Source organism: Mammaliicoccus sp. D-M19, assembly GCF_022386695.1.
Classification (GTDB): domain Bacteria; phylum Bacillota; class Bacilli; order Staphylococcales; family Staphylococcaceae; genus Mammaliicoccus; species Mammaliicoccus sciuri.
This window is the reverse complement of sequence record NZ_JAJNHW010000010.1, coordinates 22,038-39,186: the sequence shown is the minus strand read 5'-3', so window position 1 is coordinate 39,186 and position 17,149 is coordinate 22,038. Positions and strand designations below refer to the sequence as shown.

The following is a 17,149-nucleotide window of genomic DNA, read 5'->3' as shown; positions in this document are numbered from 1 at the left end:
AATTAAAGAGGGGGAATTTTAATGACTTTAGGAAATAACATCATCAATGGTCATCACTTAACTTTTGATGAGGCTTTAAAAATTTATCTAGATGAATCGATTGATACATTAACACTTGTTCAAGAAGCTTATAAAGTTCGATATCATTATTATGGTAAAAAAGTAAAACTGAATATGATTTTAAATGCCAAAAGTGGTATTTGTCCTGAAGACTGTGGTTACTGTGGTCAATCAAGAGATGTTAAACAAAAATCTCAACGATATGCACTTATTCCAGAGAATCAAATTGTCGATGGTGCTAAAGTGGCTTCTGAAAATAAAATTGGAACATACTGTATTGTTATGAGTGGTCGTGGTCCTAGTGATAAAGAGGTTTCTCACATTACTGATTCTGTTGAACAAATTAAAAGAAATCATCCTCAACTTAAGATTTGTGCTTGTCTCGGATTAACAAATGAACAACAGGCGGAGTCCCTTAAAAACAGTGGTGTAGACCGATATAACCATAATATAAATACTAGTGCTAATTATCATGATGAAGTTGTGACAACACATAGTTTTGATGATCGCGTAAATACAATTAATATAATGAAGGAAAAGAATATCTCTCCATGTTCTGGTGTGATTTGTGGTATGGGTGAATCTGACGAAGATATTATCGATATGGCTTTTACATTGAATCAATTAGATGCTGATAGTATTCCAGTCAATTTCTTACATCCTATAAAAGGTACGAAATTTGGAAGTATGGATGACTTAACACCTATGAAATGTATTAGAATTCTATGTATGTTTAGGCTCATTAATCCTACGAAAGAAATACGTATTGCTGGTGGTCGTGAGGTAAATTTAAGAACGCTTCAATCATTATCTCTTATGGTAGCAAACTCTATTTTTGTTGGAGATTATTTAATTACTGGTGGTCAACCAAATCAAATGGATTATGACATGATTCAAGATTTAGGATTTGAAATTGATTATTAAATTATTATTAGAATTTTCAATTTATTATATTATTTTTTAATGTAAAATGTTATAATAAACATATGCTTTCTATTACACTTTAATGTGTTGTAGAAAGCTTTTTAATTTTTAATAATGTAAGCGCTATATTAAACTGAGGGGGATAAAAATGGAAGAACCAAATACGCTGCTGACAATAGTTGGACTCGTTATTATTATTTCAATTGTCGCAATGTTAATTATGAAGAAAATTAGTCCAGTTGTAGGAATGATTTTAATACCTGTAATTGGCGCATTAGTTATTGGTCATGGATTTGGAGATATTCGAAAATATGTTGAATCCGGTATTGATCAAGTATTTAATGTAGCAATCATGTTTATTTTTGCGATTATCTATTTCGGTATTATCTCAGATAGTGGTTTATTCAGACCTTTTGTTAGAGGAATGATTAAATTAACACGAGGTAATATTATTATCGTTGCGATTGTCACAACGATTATCGGTACTTTTGCACAATTAGACGGTGCTGGTGCCACTACTTTCTTATTAGCAATTCCTGCTTTATTACCATTATACAGGGCACTAAAAATGAGCCCATATTTATTAGTACTACTTCTTGCATTAAGTGCAGCAATTATCAACATGGTACCTTGGGGCGGACCAATGGCAAGAACCGCTTCTGTCCTTAAAGTCGATAATATCAACGACTTATGGTATCAAGTTATACCTATTCAATTAGTCGGAATCGTACTCGCAATTCTATTCTCTATCTATTTAGGAATCCGTGAAAAAAGACGTATTGCTAAAGCTTTTCCTAATGAGGATGTTGTGAAAATCAATATGGATGAAATTATTGCAAACTATGAAAAAGACCAAGAAGAGAATGCTACTATTAAAGGTGAAGCTACAAAGCATACTTACATACTTTGGCTCAATTTAATACTTACAGTCATCGTCGTAGCTATGATGTTATTAGATATTGTACCTCCTGAATTTGCATTTATGCTCGGTGTTGCAGTCGCATTACCATTAAACTTTAGAGATGTCGATGAACAAATGGAGCGTATTAGAGCACATGCACCAAATGCCTTAATGATGGCAGCTGTTATATTAGCAGCAGGTGTATTCCTAGGAATACTTAATGAAACAGGTATGTTAGAATCGATTGCACTATCGTTAATTGCAGTATTACCAACAGTTGTAGGACCATACTTACACATTATAATCGGTGTATTAGGTGTTCCTTTAGATTTATTAACAAGTACAGATGCTTATTATTTCGCAATCTTACCTATAGTAGAATCAACAGCCAGTCAATTTGGCGTTCCATCACAATCAACAGCCTTCTCACTTATGATAGGTAACGTAATCGGAACATTCGTCAGCCCATTCGCACCAGCAGTATGGTTAGCCGTTGGACTTGCAGAAATAAATATGGGTAGATATATCAAATACGCATTCTTCTGGGTTTGGGGTTTCTCCATCCTAATGCTATTTATCGCTATCTTGATGGGCATTGTTACGATATAGAATGTGATTTTTGAAAAAAGTGAGGATGTTTAGGGTTTATGCTATGACTTGGGCTATCTCTTGGCTTTATTCAGTACTTAAGCCATGACTTGGACTATCTCTTGGCTTTATTCAGTACTTAAGCCATGACTTGGGCTATCTCTTGGCTTTATTCAGTACTTAAGCCATGACTTCGGCTGTCTCTTGGCTTTACTCAGACATTAAGCCATGACTTCGACTATCTCTTGGCTTTACTCAGACATTAAGCCATGACTTGGACATTCTCTTGGCTTTATTCAGTACTTAAGCTAAGACTTGGGCCACAACTCTTACCTTCACTCACCCATTAAATATTTTCACACAAAAAAGCTGAGACACGGATGTCTCAGCTTTTTCTAATCATCTTTTATTTGTCATTTGATTCAGCTTTACGTTCAATTTTTGATAATGTTTTTTCTGCAAATGACTTACCACCGATACCGAATGAGATAGCAAATGCTACTGCTACAGCACCTAAGATTAGTAAGAATGCTACATTAACAATGCTTTGAGCAAAGTTTAATTGATCTAATGTCATAAATACTGAAACGATGATTACTAAATATTTAACGATTTCAGATACGAATACGTTACCTGTAGATTTTTTAATTAATTTAGATAGTAAGTTACCACCAATGAAACCAATTAATAAGATAATTGCTGCTGAAATTACTAATGGTAAGTATCCAATAATTGCTTCACCAATTGTATTTAATACTTCTAAATTAACTGTATTTAATGATTCAACAACAAAGAATAAACCAATGATTGTTGAAATTACCCAGCCTGCAGCTGAAGGAATATCAATACTTTCTTTATTCTCACCAAAGTTTACATAGTGATTATATTTACTAACATTTAAATTTGTTAATAAGTTTTTAACTAATGTACCTAATACTTTTGCGATGAATAAACCAACAACTAATATAACAATCGCAACAATAATTCTAGGTAAGAAGTCTAATACACTACCCATCATGTTTTTAATCGGTGTTGATACAGAAGTCATATTTAATGCATCAAACACTGATGGTAAGAATAATAGGAATATAATGAAGTAAGCTAATTTACCAAATGTCTGAATTAAACCTTCAGATCCTGATTTGCCACTTCCTGATTCAGTTAACCCCTTTTTCTCTAGCCATTTCTCAAAACCAACTGCGTTTAAACCTTTCACAATAATTGTTTTAACAATTACTGCAATTAACCAAGCGACAATTAATAATATAATTGCACTAATTAAGTTTGGTATGAATGCTATAATGCTGTCTAAAGCATTTAAGAATGAATCTGTTATTTTACTCATATTTAATTCCTCCTTTCTTGATATGTTACCCTAGTATAATAATACTAATCATATTTTTTATAATAATTTTTGATTTGTTTAAAAAACTATTCTGAAAGCCTAAATAATTTGAATAAGTAATTAATATTTTCAAAAAAATAAACGAGCAGATGATCAAACATCTGCTCGTTTCACGTAAAACACAATCCCCTTTAATAATACTTCTACCTAGTATCTTTCACACGCAATTTTATCTTTATCTCTATCAAATTTTGGTAAATATGCACGATGACCATAAGTCACACCATTTGGAAATACTTTTCTTAAATCTGTGCAATTTTGATAGTTACGTTTTTCCTTAGCACCCGGTTTTTTGTAATTATATCTTTGGCTTGGTGGTAACTGTTTTGTTTTCTTTTTTACAACTTTCTTTGCCGTTTTTTTCTTTACAACTTTCTTTGTAGCTGCATCAACTTGACTATGAATTGAAGGCATTGTAAAAGATAACACACAGATAATAGCTAGCAGTAATTTTAAAATATTATTTCTTGTTCTCATTTCTCTTCCCCTTTAATTTTTTATAAATATAGCACAATTGATTGTAATTTTCTACTGTATTTAGCAAAATTCTTTAAAATTATTTTCTTTTATTTTTTCTGGATTATTAATATAAAAAAGACCATAAACTTTAAAATTCATGGCAACTATGTATCATATTCTTTTCATCATTCTTACTTCTTTTAATGCTTTACTAACATCACTTATTTTACCATCTTTTTTAAAGCCATGTTTTTCATAAAATTTAATCGTAGGATGATTATCTTCAAAAACCCAAAGACTTAATTCATCATATTTATCCTTCATTTGTTCTTCCGCTTCTTGCATTAAACGTGTGCCTATTCCTTGGTTTTGATATGCTTCAAGTAAGTAAATGACCATAATTTCACCACATGTATCACTTGTATCTTCATCTTTGTCTTTACCATACATTAGAAATCCAATCACTTCTTCATCAACCTCTGCAACAATACACGGTGCATTAAATTTATGGTGTCTTTCAATATATGATGATAACGTTAATTGATCCAAATAACTATCTGGAACAATTCCTCTATATGTCGTCAACCAAGACTCATAATGAACTTTAGCAATCGCTTCAATATCTGATTCTTGTTTATTTCTGATTAACATCACTTTAACCACCCACATTCTATAGAAGTTAAATATAATTTTACTATAAGTGTCTATTAAATAAAATAGTAAAAGTCCGAGACATTCTCATTCGTCTCAGACTTTATATTCCTTACATTTCCATATCATGTATTTTCATCATTAAACCATGTGGTATATCATCATGTTTGACGACTTCTTTTTTATAAAATGTTTTGCCGTTATCGTTTGAAATTAATTTTACAAAATCACCTTTTTTAGGTTTGAAATCACTTGTTGATTCGATTTTGATATTTTCCGTAACTTCATTATTTTTCTCACTTACTACTTTTTCTGCAGTTGTACTATTCTCCATATATCCGTAGTAAGTACTTTTTTGCGTTGAAAATAACAATAAAGCTGCGACTGCTAAAGCTACGATAGCTAAGCCACCTATTAATAATATTGCTGATTTTTTATTCATTGAGAATCCTCCCTAATGTACATCATAATGCGTATAAGCATTTTATGAAATAATCACGCATCAATCTTCTTAAATTCGACATATTTATTTAGTATTTTTCTCTCTTAAAAAAATCATTAAAAGTTGAATAACTTGCGATAAATGGTAAAAATCATCATACTATAATTGAAAATATCTAAAGGAGTGGAAAAAATGAACCAAGAACAATTTGAAAAAATAAAAAATGGTAAAGGTTTTATAGCTGCACTAGATCAAAGTGGTGGTAGTACTCCAAAAGCTCTTAAAGATTATGGTATTGAAGAAAATCAATACAGCAATGAAGATGAAATGTTTACACTTGTTCATGAAATGAGAACACGTATCGTAACATCTCCAGCCTTTACTTCTGAAAAAATATTAGGTGCTATTTTATTTGAACAAACAATGGACCGTGAAGTTGAAGGTCAATATACTTCTGACTACTTAGCTTCAAAAGGTATCGTTCCTTTCTTAAAAGTAGACAAAGGTTTAGCAGATGAAGAAAATGGCGTTCAGTTAATGAAAGTCATTCCTGGTTTAGATGAGTTATTACAACGTGCAAAAGAACGTAATGTATTCGGTACAAAAATGCGTTCAAATATTCTTGAAGCAAATCAAGAAGCTATTGCTAAAGTTGTAGAACAACAATTTGAAATTGGTAAACAAATTATCGAAGCAGGATTAGTTCCAATTATCGAACCAGAAGTGAACATTAATGCTAAAGATAAAGAAGAAATCGAAGATATCTTAAAAGAAGAAATCGCGAAAGAACTAGATAAATTAAACGACGATCAATACGTAATGTTGAAATTAACAATTCCAACAAAACCAAACCAATATAAATCATTAATCGAACACCCTAACGTTGTTCGTGTCGTTGCATTATCAGGTGGTTACTCAAGAGAAAAAGCAAATGAATTACTGAAAGAAAATGACGGACTTATTGCAAGTTTCTCACGCGCATTAGTAACTGACCTATTCGCTGGACAATCAGCAGAAGAATTTAATAACGGATTACAAGACGCAGTAAATTCAATCTATGACGCATCAGTCAATAAGAATTAAAAACATAACAAAAGGCTTGGACAATTTATTAGTGTCCGAGCCTTTTTTATATTGGGGTTAAATAAAGTTTCTCAGTCTTCGTGCCCCTTTATTCTTTCTTATTTTCATGTGATTGCCCTTTTAAACCAAGTTCATTCATTAAACGTTGAATTCTCTTATGATTGACTGGTTTTCCTAATTCTTCTCTAATGTAATGATAAATACGTCTATATCCGTATGTCTCATTAGATTTATGATATATATCTAAAATATCTTTCTTCAATGCTTCGTTTTCTATATCTCTTTTAGATGGTTCACGATTCAGCCAATTATAATAATTCGATTTTGGTATTCCGAAAATTTGTAGCAGTTGTTTAACTGGATACTCACCTTTTAAATCATAAATTGTTTTATACGTAGCATTTTTGAAAGCTTTTTTGTCTTTCTTATTTTCCTCTTCCAAATATTTATCGCGCACTTTTAATACATATATTTCTATCTCTTTCTGTTCTTCAAGCGTTAATTTTTTTGCACTCATTTTATACACCTCAACTTCAGAGAATTTAAAATTAATTTGCTTTAAGTATACATATTTAATCGTACCTTTACATCAACCGAGTAGCTATTGAAGAACTAAATACTTTTAAAAAAAGATATTATTTTTATGTCAACCGGTTGACATACTAAAAGTTTAGCTATAGAATCACATTAAGAAAGCCCTTACATCAAGGAGGTTATTTAATTGGAATTCGGAAATTCATTTAAAACATTTAAAAATCAGTCATACTTGCAGTCATCATTTACATTACTGTTATTCTTTGCGTCATGGTCAATTTGGTGGTCTTTCTTCCAAATTTGGTTAACGTCTGAGAAAAATGGTTTAGGCTTAACAGGAAGTGAAGTTGGTACGATTTATTCTGCCAATTCTCTAACTACTTTAATATTGATGTTTTTATATGGCATTATACAAGATAAACTCGCTATTAAAAGAACGTTATTAATTTTTTGTGCCTCATTGTCTACACTAGTTGGTCCATTTTTCATTTGGATCTATGCACCATTAATTCAAAATAATTTTATGGTTGGCATTTTTGTAGGTTCTATCTTTTTATCAGCTGGATTCTTAGCAGCTGCTGGTATTTATGAAGCTGTGTCAGAAAGATTTAGTCGATATTTTGACTTTAAATACGGACAGGCTCGTGCTTGGGGATCATTTGGTTATGCTGTGTCAGCTCTAATAGCAGGATTCTTATTCGTTAAAAATCCTGAATATAATTTTTGGGTTGGTTCAGTGATTGGCTTATTACTATTATTAAATCTTATTTTTATAAAACCTAAAGTTGAAGACAAAGCAAAACATGAAATTACGTATGATGATACAGATGCTTCAATTCCTAGTTTCAAAGAAATGATCGCATTATTAAAATTACCACACCTATGGGTAATTGTTATCTTTATTATGTTTTCATGGTCATTCTACACAATTTATGATCAACAAATGTTTCCAGACTTTTATACTAAATTATTCGAAACACCTGAAGCTGGTCAACAAATGTACGGTACGTTAAATTCCATACAAGTATTTTTTGAAGCATTAATGATGAGTATTATACCTATTGTCATGTATAAACTTGGTGTCAAAAACACTTTAATGTTAGGTATTTGTTTCATGGTAGCAAGAATCGGTCTTAGTGGTTTACTAGAACACCCTATTTCAGTTTCAATGATAAAAATGATGCATGCAATTGAGGTGCCATTATTTATGCTACCTATGTTTAGATATATCACGTTACACTTTAATCCGAAATTATCAGCAACTCTATATATGATAGGCTTCCAAATTGCAGCACAGATTGGACAAGTTATTTTATCAACACCACTTGGAAATTTACGAGATCATATCGGGTATGGTGATACATTCCTAATTATTTCAGGAATTGCACTGTTAGCTGGTATATTTGCGATATTCACATTCAAAAAAGACGATGAAGATGTAAACGGTGATCCTTTCATTCGTCAAAAAGATATAAAAGAAAAAGGAGCATAATATTATGACTAATCATCAAATTGAAGTTACTAATGAACGATATAGACTAGGTTATCACGTAATGGCAAAGTCAGGTTGGATTAATGATCCAAATGGATTTTGTTACTTTAAAGGATATTATCATATTTTCTATCAGCATCATCCATACAGTGCAGACTGGGGACCAATGCATTGGGGGCATGCAAGAAGTAAAGATTTAGTACACTGGGAAGATTTACCTATCGCTTTAACACCTGGCTCAAAAGAAGATAAGGACGGTTGTTTCTCTGGTAGTGCAATCGTTAAAGACGATACTTTATATTTATTCTATACCGGTCACCACTATTATGGTGATAATGATCCAGAACACTTTTGGCAAAATCAAAACATGGCATATAGTATAGATGGTGTAAATTTCACTAAATACGAACATAACCCTGTCATCGCTTCTGAACCTGAAGATAACACGCATCACTTTAGAGACCCTAAAGTTTGGGAGGATAACGGCAAATATTATATGATACTCGGTAGTCAAGAAAAGGATGGTTTAGGAAGAGTTATATTATATCAATCATCAAATTTAAAAGATTGGGATTATATAGGTGCTATAGCTAAGTCGGAATCATTAGAAGATGAAGGTTTTATGTGGGAATGCCCTGACCTATTTCCATTGAACCAAAAAGACGTCCTTCTTTGTTCACCTCAAGGTATAAAAGAAACAGATAAGAAATATTTAAATCTATTTCAGACTGGATATTTTATAGGAAATTTAAATGATGATAAAAATCTTTTCACACGTGACCATTTTAAAGAATTAGATTACGGGCATGATTTTTACGCTGCTCAAACTACTTTGGCACCAGATGGCAGACGTATATTAATCGGTTGGATGGCAATGTGGGAAAGTCCTATGCCTGAGAAAGAAGACGGTTGGGCAGGCGCTTTAACGATACCTAGAGAGCTAACATTAGAAAATAATCACTTATATATGAAACCAATTGAGGAATTAAAAGATTTAAGAACACATTCAATAGATGCTGCAAATATCACTTTGAAAGAACCTGAATTAATTGTCAGCAAGTCATCTCATATAGAAGTGAATATTGAGCATCAATTTGAACATACACAAGAAACAATCACTAAATTCGAATTAAAAGACGCTCATAATAAAATATTATCTCTTGAATATAACGCAAATAATAATGAATTATCATTGTATAGAACAGATAAAGATGACTATAGGTATGCCACAATTCAAAGTCATCAAGACTTAAAACTACAAATATTTATTGATAAAAGTTCTATCGAAATATTTATTAATGATGGTGAAGCAGTATTTACTGAGCGTTACTACACTGAAGATGATATACAAGTATGGATTAGTTCTACTGAAGATGTTCCAACAAACTATCAAATTTATCAATTAAATAATCAAGCTATTCAATATTAAAATGACTGAGGGACTGAAATAAACAATTATGTTTCAGCCCCTCTTTTACATTAGTGATAACAAATATTTATTCATACTATCTATGTTTGCTATAATTATTGCTAAGGTTAAATATTGGATTGAGAGGGATTATAAATGAAACCTAAATTAGATGATGTTGCAAAATTGGCAAATGTATCAAAAACAACTGTTTCAAGAGTACTAAACAAGCGTGGCTATTTAAGCCAAGAAACAATCGATAAAGTGTATGACGCAATGGCAAAATTAAATTATCAGCCAAATACTGTAGCTCGCCAACTTTATAACAAGAAAACTCAAATTATAGGTTTGATATTCCCTACTGTCACTAATCCTTTTTTCGGAGAACTCGTTGAAGAATTAGAAAAGAAACTTTATTTGCAAGGTTATAAAGTCATTATCGGGAATTCAATGAACGATCCTGAAAAAGAAACTAATTATTTAAACCAACTTTTATCTAATCAAGTAGATGGTCTTATTGTCGGTACGCACAATCGCGACATTGAACAGTATAAAAATGACAACTTACCTATTGTTGCAATTGACCAAATTATGAATGAAGATATTCCGATAATAGAATCTGATAACTATTTGGGCGGACAACTTGCAACAGAAAGATTAATTAATAAAGGTGCAAAAAAAATAATCCATACATCTGGTCCAGATTATCTCAATTCACCAACCCATAGACGTCGATTAGCCTATGAAGATAAGATGAGAGAACATGGTTTAAATCCAATAAGTTATTCAGTGGATTTCAATATTCCTTACGAAGATAAAATTCAAATTTTCAATCGTATATTTAAGGAACACCCTGATGTCGAAGGTATCTTTGCATCAAACGACCTAGATGCTGCACTTATTATGAACATAGCAAAAAATTATAATAAAAAAATACCCGAAAATTTATTACTCGTTGGTTACGATGGGACAAAAATCATGCGTACTGTATTCTCAGAACTTACAACGATTATTCAACCAATTGATGAAATATCAACGAAAGCAATAGAAGTATTAAATGACAGAATGGAAAACAAAGACACTTTAAAAGAATATATCTTCCCCGTTACAGTTTGGGAAGGCGGTACATGTTAAGTTTAACCAAGATAATTTATATAATTAAAAAACCAGTACAAATCCATCTTATAATGCATTTATACTGGTTTATTTTGTTATTTCCTTATGTTAAATGTGTTTCATTGAGCTGACTTAATTCGGAAATAATTTTCCTGCTATCTGTATTTAATTGTTTAACAAATACCGTATTGTTTTTATCTTCGAATTTTTTCACCATTGAATCGATTGCATTGACTGCTGAGTCATCCCATAAATGAGCGTGTGTAAAGTCTAATTCAATCTGACTATTCTCAATAGAAAAGTCTAGCTGATTCATCATTGAATCGATTGAAACAAAGAATATTTGTCCGGTGAATGAATATTTATAATAATGATTTTCTATCGTTTGATGAACATGAACATTTGATATTTTAGTAGCAAAGAATAACGAACTAAATATTACGCCGACAATAACGCCTATAGCTAAGTTATGTGTAAACAACACGATTATCACTGTCAAAATCATAACGACAGCATCTGTTCTTGGAGCTTGCTTAACGTACTTAAATGATTTCCAATCAAATGTACTTATTGATACCATCACCATAATACCCGCTAAAATTGGCATTGGGATTTGTACAACTACATCTCCTAATAATAGGATAAGAATGATTAAGAAGACACCCGCCGTAAATGTTGATAATCTACTCGTTGCACCTGATTTTACATTGATGACAGATTGACCAATCATAGCACAGCCACCCATTCCTCCAAATAATCCTGTGATGATATTAGCAATACCTTGGCCTCTAGATTCTTTATTTTTATTACTATGAGAATCTGTTGCTTCATCAACAATTTTAGCAGTTAATAAACTTTCTACTAATCCTACAATTGCCATTGATAAAGCATACGGCAAAATGATAGTTAATGTCTCTAAGTTAAATGGAACTTGTGGTATTAAGAAATTCGGAAATGCTCTTGTTATCGTACCTAAATCGCCAACTGTTCTTACATTAGAACCTGTTACCATATATAGCGTTGTTAATAAAATAATTGCGATAAGTGGTGCAGGAATGGCTTTGAAATATTTTGGTACAATATAAACAATAAGTAATGTAACAACTATATAAATATATGTACTTATTGAAATACCGAATATATGCTCAAGTTGAGACATAAAAATCATAATCGCTAAGGCATTTACAAATCCAATCATGACTGACCTTGGTATAAACTTCATGAGTCTACCAATTTTGAGAATTCCTAATAATAACTGTATAATACCCATGAGTATCGTTGCTGCAAATAAATAATCGACACCATGTTCTCTTACTAAAGGTGTTACAATAAGCGCAACAGCTCCTGCAGCTCCAGATATCATAGCAGGTCTACCGCCTACTATTGAAGTTGTCGTAGCAATAATAAAAGCAGCGTACAATCCTACCATTGGATCTACACCTGCAATTATAGAAAACGCAATGGCTTCAGGTATAAGTGCTAGCGCTACAACAATACCAGCTAGTAAATTTTTCCCTGGATTAGAAAGCCATTCTTCTATATAAGATTTAAACATTATACATACTCCTATTTTATATATTTTCAATAGTGCTATTATAAACAAAAGAGTTTCATATGTATACATTTATGAAACTATTGAGGTGAAATTTATGAATTATGGTTATATTAGACCAATCGAATTATATGATACAGTCGCTGAACAACATTCAAAGTTAAGCAAATTTTCGTTAACAATTATTGAAGAATCTCATGCACAAACTGAAATCAGAAAAGAATTAAATACTTTATTTTATAGTAAATTACAAAACGGGGATAAATTATACATAACTGATTTATGTATTCTTGCAGATACCTCATACCAATTAGAAGAACTCATTACAATTGCCCAGGAAATCAATGTGGATATTCACATTATTAATGCTCAAATAATAATTAGCCAACATGAACAAATGAATTTTAATAAAATTTTAAATCTAATTAATCAGTTTCAAAGTGATATGATTAAATTCAGAACTAAGTCTGGTATTGCAAAAGCCAAAACAGAAGGTAAGACTATCGGAAGACCAAAACGAAATGATCTTAATTTAAAAAATGCCATCGAAATGTACCATTCTAAGAAATATACTTTAGAAGAAATTAAAGAAGCGACAAACATTAGCAGAGCAACATTGTATAGACACTTAAATAAATAATAATTAGGGACACAATTCTGGAAAATGTCCCTTAGACATGCTGTTAGGGACACAATTCTGGAAAATGTCCCTTAGATATGCTGTTAGAGACACAATTCGGAATAATGTCCCTTAGACATGCTGTTAGAGACACAATTCGGAATAATGTCCCTTAGACATGCTGTTAGAGACACAATTCGGAATAATGTCCCTTAGACATACTGTTAGAGACACAATTCGGAGTAATGTCCCTTAGACATGCTGTTAGAGACACAATTCGGAATAATGTCCCTTAGACACTCTGTTAGGGACAAAATTCGGAGTAATGTCCCTTAGACATGCTGTTAGAGACACAATTCTGGGAAATGTCCCTTAGACACTCTGTTAGGGACACAATTCGGAGTAATGTCCCTTAGACATACTGTTAGAGACACAATTCGGAATAATGTCCCTTAGACATACTGTTAGAGACACAATTCGGAATAATGTCCCTTAGAAAAACCCTCTCTTATTACCATTATTCAGAATTATGATAGTTAGCGCGTTCTTATTACCACTTTTCGGAATTATGGTAGTTAGCGCGTTCCCATATAACAACTAAAGGCTGAGACAATTTCTGTCTCAGCCTTCTTACTTCTCCTATTATTTCATAACGCCTGCGTCTTTAGGGTGGACGCCATGTTTATAGTAATCTATTTCTTCTGGTTCTAATGGTTTTTTACCACGAATGATGTCTGCTGCTTTTTCTGCTAGCATCAATACTGGTGCGTGGATATTACCATTTGTTGTACGTGGCATTGCTGATGCATCGACTACTCTCAAGTTCTCCATACCGTGTACTTTCATTGTTAATGGGTCAACTACAGCCATTGGATCTGATGCTGGTCCCATTTTTGCACTACATGATGGGTGAAGTGCTGTTTCTGCATCTTTTTTAACCCACTCTAAAATTTCTTCATCTGTTTGTACTGAAGGTCCTGGAGATATTTCTCCATCATTATATGGTGCTAAAGCTGGTTGTTTCAAGATGTTTCTTGCAACTCTAATTGCTTCTATCCATTCTTGTTCGTCTTCTTTTGTAGATAAGTAGTTAAAGACAAATTTAGGTTTTTCAAATGGATCTTTAGATTTAATCTTCAAGCTACCTCTAGAGTTAGAATACATTGGTCCAATATGTACTTGGAAACCATGTTTCGTATCTGCTTTTTGTCCATCATAACGTACTGCTAATGGTAAGAAGTGGAACATTAAGTTTGGATAATCAACTGTATCATTAGATCTTACAAATCCTCCACCTTCAAAGTGGTTACTTGCTGCTGGTCCTTTTCTACCGAATATCCACTGTAATCCGATAAATGGCATTTTAAATTTATTTAAACTTGGTTGCTCAGACACTGGTTTAGAAGATGCATGTTGTACATATACTTCTAAGTGGTCTTCAAAGTTTTCACCTACACCTGGCAAGTGAACACGTGTCTCTATTCCTAATGAATTTAAATGTTCAGAGTCACCAATTCCAGAAAGTTGAAGTAATTGTGGCGTATTGAACGCACCACCTGATAGAATGACTTCTCCTGCAGCAACTGTATGTGTCTTACCATTTTTCTTGAATGTTACACCAGTTGCTCGTCTACCTTCATAATTGATTTCTGTAACAAAAGCTCTTGTTTGAACAGTTAAATTCTTACGTTTCATAGCTGGTCTTAAATAAGCAAGTGATGCTGAAACGCGTCGACCATTATGAATTTGGCTATCAAATGGTCCAAATCCTTCTTGTCTAAAACCATTTACATCAGGTGTCTTATTGTATCCAGCTTGTACGCCCGCTTCAAAGAAAGCTTGGAATAATGGGTTTGTTGCTGGTCCTCTTCTTAATTTAATTGGACCATGGTGACCACGATATTGATCTGATTTATCTGCTCCAAAAGCTTTTTCTAATCGTTTAAAATATGGTAAACAATTCGCAAACTTCCATGTTTCCATGCCTTCAGGTTCTCCCCAACCTTCATAGTCCATTGGGTTTCCTCGTTGATAAATCATACCGTTGATTGAACTTGAACCACCGAGTACTTTACCTCTTGTATGTGCTACTTTTCTACCACCCATATGAGGTTCGCCATCTGTTTCATATTTCCAGTCGTAGAAACGATTACCTGATGGATACATAAGTGCTGCTGGCATTTGAATCAATAAATCCCATGGATAGTCACTTCTACCCGCTTCTAATACTAATACGGTCTTATCTTTATCTTCACTTAAACGATTACCTAATACAGATCCGGCACTTCCGCCTCCAATAATTATATAATCATAAGATTGCTTCATCTCAAAATCCTCCTATATACTCGTTCTTCTTTGTTGTATTTATTTACTAAACCAATTCACCGGCTCAGGTTGAATATTTGTATAAATGTGTTTAGAAATTAAATATTCTTCTAAACCTTCTTTACCTAACTCTCTACCAATACCAGATTGTTTATATCCACCCCATGGTGCTTGTGCAAAATATGGATGGAAGTCATTAATCCAAACAGTACCCATTTTCAATTTATTGGCTACACGATTTGCTTTAGCGATATCTTGCGTAAATACGCCGCCTGCGAGTCCATAAATAGAATCATTCGCTAATTCAATCGCTTCTTGTTCATTAGAGAATCCTTCAATTGTTACGACAGGTCCAAATACTTCTTCTTGGACAATTCTCATAGATGTATCACAGTTTGTAATAACAGTTGGTTCAAAGAAGAAACCATCTTGTAAGTCTGCCCTGTCTGGTCGTTTACCACCAGCAGCAATTGTCGTACCTTCTTCTTTCGCAACTTCTATATATTTTTCAACTTTATCGCGATGTTCTCCTGAAATTAATGGTCCCATCTCAGTTGTTTCATCAAAGCCATTACCGATTTTAATTTTGTTAACACGTTCGACTAAAGCTGCTTCGAATTTATCTTTAATATCGTTATGTACGATAATTCGTGACCCTGCTGAACAAACTTGACCGGCATGGAAGTAGCCACCATTTAATGCTTGATCAATTGCTAAATCAAAATCTGCATCATCGAATATAATATTCGGATTCTTACCACCTAGTTCTAATGCAATATTCGTTACATGGTCTGCTGCACGTTTCATAATATGCTTACCTGTTTGAATACCACCTGTAAATGAAACTAGATCGACTTCTTCATGAGATGCTAATACTTCACCAACTTCAGAACCTTTACCTAGTACAAGGTTGATGACCCCGTTAGGAAATCCAACTTGTTCCATTAATTCAAATACACGAATTGTTGTTAATGGGGTAATTTCACTTGGTTTCATAACTAACGAACAACCTGTTACAAGAGAAGGTGCTATTTTCCATGAAGCTTGAAGTAACGGATAATTCCAAGGCGTAATTTGCGTTACAACGCCTACAGGTTCTTTTACTAATTTACTTTCTGAATGAGGTATTGGAGAATCAATAATTTCACCACCATCATGTCCTGCTAAACCTGCAAAATACATAAATACATTATGAATATCATCCATATCTGCATATGATTCTTCTAATGTCTTACCAGTATCTAATGTTTCAAGTTCTGCTAGTTCTTCTTTATGTTCTTTAATTAAATCTGCAATGGCTCTAACTTTACGACTTCTATTCTCAGTCGTTTCACCTGACCATTCACCAGCTTCAAACGACTGCCTAGCTGCTAAAATTGCTTTTTCAGCATCTTCTTCTGTACCTTCTGCTACTGAAATCACAACTTCTTGATTATATGGATTCACAATGTCGCGAGTCGCTTTATTAGAAGCTTCTACCCACTCACCATTTATAAATTGACGTCTAGATAAATGCTCTATATATCCCATTCAAAATACCTCCGTTAACTTTGTTAAATTTTTATTTAACGAACTTTACAAATTTTATGT

The 17,149-nt window shown here is 32.7% G+C and carries 15 protein-coding genes; 7 read left to right on the top strand and 8 right to left on the bottom strand.

Translation table 11 applies throughout. The annotated features are described in order from the left end of the window. Nucleotides 1–21 precede the first annotated feature (21 nt). Nucleotides 22–984, top strand: coding sequence for a biotin synthase BioB (gene bioB / locus LQ675_RS13730; protein ID WP_048540543.1), 963 nt, complete (start codon nt 22–24; stop codon nt 982–984). Between the two features lie 148 nt (nt 985–1,132). Continuing rightward, a complete protein-coding gene (locus LQ675_RS13725; RefSeq protein ID WP_048540542.1) occupies nt 1,133–2,494 on the top strand; it encodes a CitMHS family transporter in 1,362 nt (453 codons plus the stop codon). Between the two features lie 385 nt (nt 2,495–2,879). On the opposite strand, the gene LQ675_RS13720 is transcribed toward LQ675_RS13725, so the two are convergent. The 4 genes from LQ675_RS13720 to LQ675_RS13705 form a co-directional block, all read right to left on the bottom strand. Beyond that, entirely contained in the window at nt 2,880–3,818 is a 939-nt protein-coding gene (locus LQ675_RS13720; protein WP_048540541.1) for a mechanosensitive ion channel, read from the bottom strand. Between the two features lie 207 nt (nt 3,819–4,025). Further along, entirely contained in the window at nt 4,026–4,355 is a 330-nt protein-coding gene (locus tag LQ675_RS13715) for an excalibur calcium-binding domain-containing protein (RefSeq protein WP_239728215.1), read from the bottom strand. 153 nt (nt 4,356–4,508) lie between these two features. Further along, nucleotides 4,509–4,988: a GNAT family N-acetyltransferase gene (locus tag LQ675_RS13710; RefSeq protein WP_239728216.1), complete on the bottom strand. Its 480-nt coding sequence runs from the start codon at nt 4,986–4,988 to the stop codon at nt 4,509–4,511. A gap of 112 nt (nt 4,989–5,100) precedes the next feature. Next, nucleotides 5,101–5,430: a DUF4889 domain-containing protein gene (locus tag LQ675_RS13705; RefSeq protein ID WP_025907313.1), complete on the bottom strand. Its 330-nt coding sequence runs from the start codon at nt 5,428–5,430 to the stop codon at nt 5,101–5,103. A gap of 192 nt (nt 5,431–5,622) precedes the next feature. Between LQ675_RS13705 and LQ675_RS13700 the strand changes: the two genes are divergently transcribed. Then, nucleotides 5,623–6,513 carry a fructose bisphosphate aldolase gene (locus LQ675_RS13700; protein ID WP_075578345.1) on the top strand — a complete coding sequence of 297 codons (891 nt, stop codon included), beginning with the start codon at nt 5,623–5,625 and terminating at the stop codon, nt 6,511–6,513. A gap of 88 nt (nt 6,514–6,601) precedes the next feature. Here LQ675_RS13700 and LQ675_RS13695 read toward each other — a convergent pair whose 3' ends face one another. Then, nucleotides 6,602–7,030, bottom strand: a complete 429-nt coding sequence (locus tag LQ675_RS13695) for an IS3 family transposase (RefSeq protein WP_107609106.1) — start codon at nt 7,028–7,030, stop codon at nt 6,602–6,604. Between the two features lie 204 nt (nt 7,031–7,234). Here LQ675_RS13695 and LQ675_RS13690 point away from each other — a divergent pair, with 204 nt between their 5' ends. The 3 genes from LQ675_RS13690 (at nt 7,235) to LQ675_RS13680 (ending at nt 11,081) form a co-directional block, all read left to right on the top strand. Continuing rightward, nucleotides 7,235–8,539 carry an MFS transporter gene (locus LQ675_RS13690; protein WP_107609105.1) on the top strand — a complete coding sequence of 435 codons (1,305 nt, stop codon included), beginning with the start codon at nt 7,235–7,237 and terminating at the stop codon, nt 8,537–8,539. 4 nt (nt 8,540–8,543) lie between these two features. Beyond that, nucleotides 8,544–9,968, top strand: a complete 1,425-nt coding sequence (locus tag LQ675_RS13685; RefSeq protein ID WP_239728218.1) for a glycoside hydrolase family 32 protein — start codon at nt 8,544–8,546, stop codon at nt 9,966–9,968. Between the two features lie 135 nt (nt 9,969–10,103). Then, nucleotides 10,104–11,081 carry a LacI family DNA-binding transcriptional regulator gene (locus LQ675_RS13680; RefSeq protein WP_058592146.1) on the top strand — a complete coding sequence of 326 codons (978 nt, stop codon included), beginning with the start codon at nt 10,104–10,106 and terminating at the stop codon, nt 11,079–11,081. Between the two features lie 85 nt (nt 11,082–11,166). Here the strand turns inward: LQ675_RS13680 and LQ675_RS13675 are convergent, their stop codons facing one another. Next, on the bottom strand, nt 11,167–12,618 hold the full coding sequence (locus LQ675_RS13675) for a SulP family inorganic anion transporter (RefSeq protein ID WP_239728221.1): 1,452 nt from the start codon (nt 12,616–12,618) through the stop codon (nt 11,167–11,169). Between the two features lie 94 nt (nt 12,619–12,712). Here LQ675_RS13675 and LQ675_RS13670 point away from each other — a divergent pair, with 94 nt between their 5' ends. Further along, entirely contained in the window at nt 12,713–13,255 is a 543-nt protein-coding gene (locus LQ675_RS13670; protein ID WP_239728223.1) for a recombinase family protein, read from the top strand. 621 nt (nt 13,256–13,876) lie between these two features. Here LQ675_RS13670 and betA read toward each other — a convergent pair. Next, nucleotides 13,877–15,559, bottom strand: coding sequence for a choline dehydrogenase (betA, locus tag LQ675_RS13665; protein WP_075578338.1), 1,683 nt, complete (start codon nt 15,557–15,559; stop codon nt 13,877–13,879). A 39-nt stretch (nt 15,560–15,598) separates the two neighbouring features. Next, nucleotides 15,599–17,089 (bottom strand): betaine-aldehyde dehydrogenase, encoded by a 1,491-nt coding sequence (gene betB, locus LQ675_RS13660; RefSeq protein ID WP_107610366.1) that lies wholly within the window; start codon nt 17,087–17,089, stop codon nt 15,599–15,601. Nucleotides 17,090–17,149 lie beyond the last annotated feature (60 nt).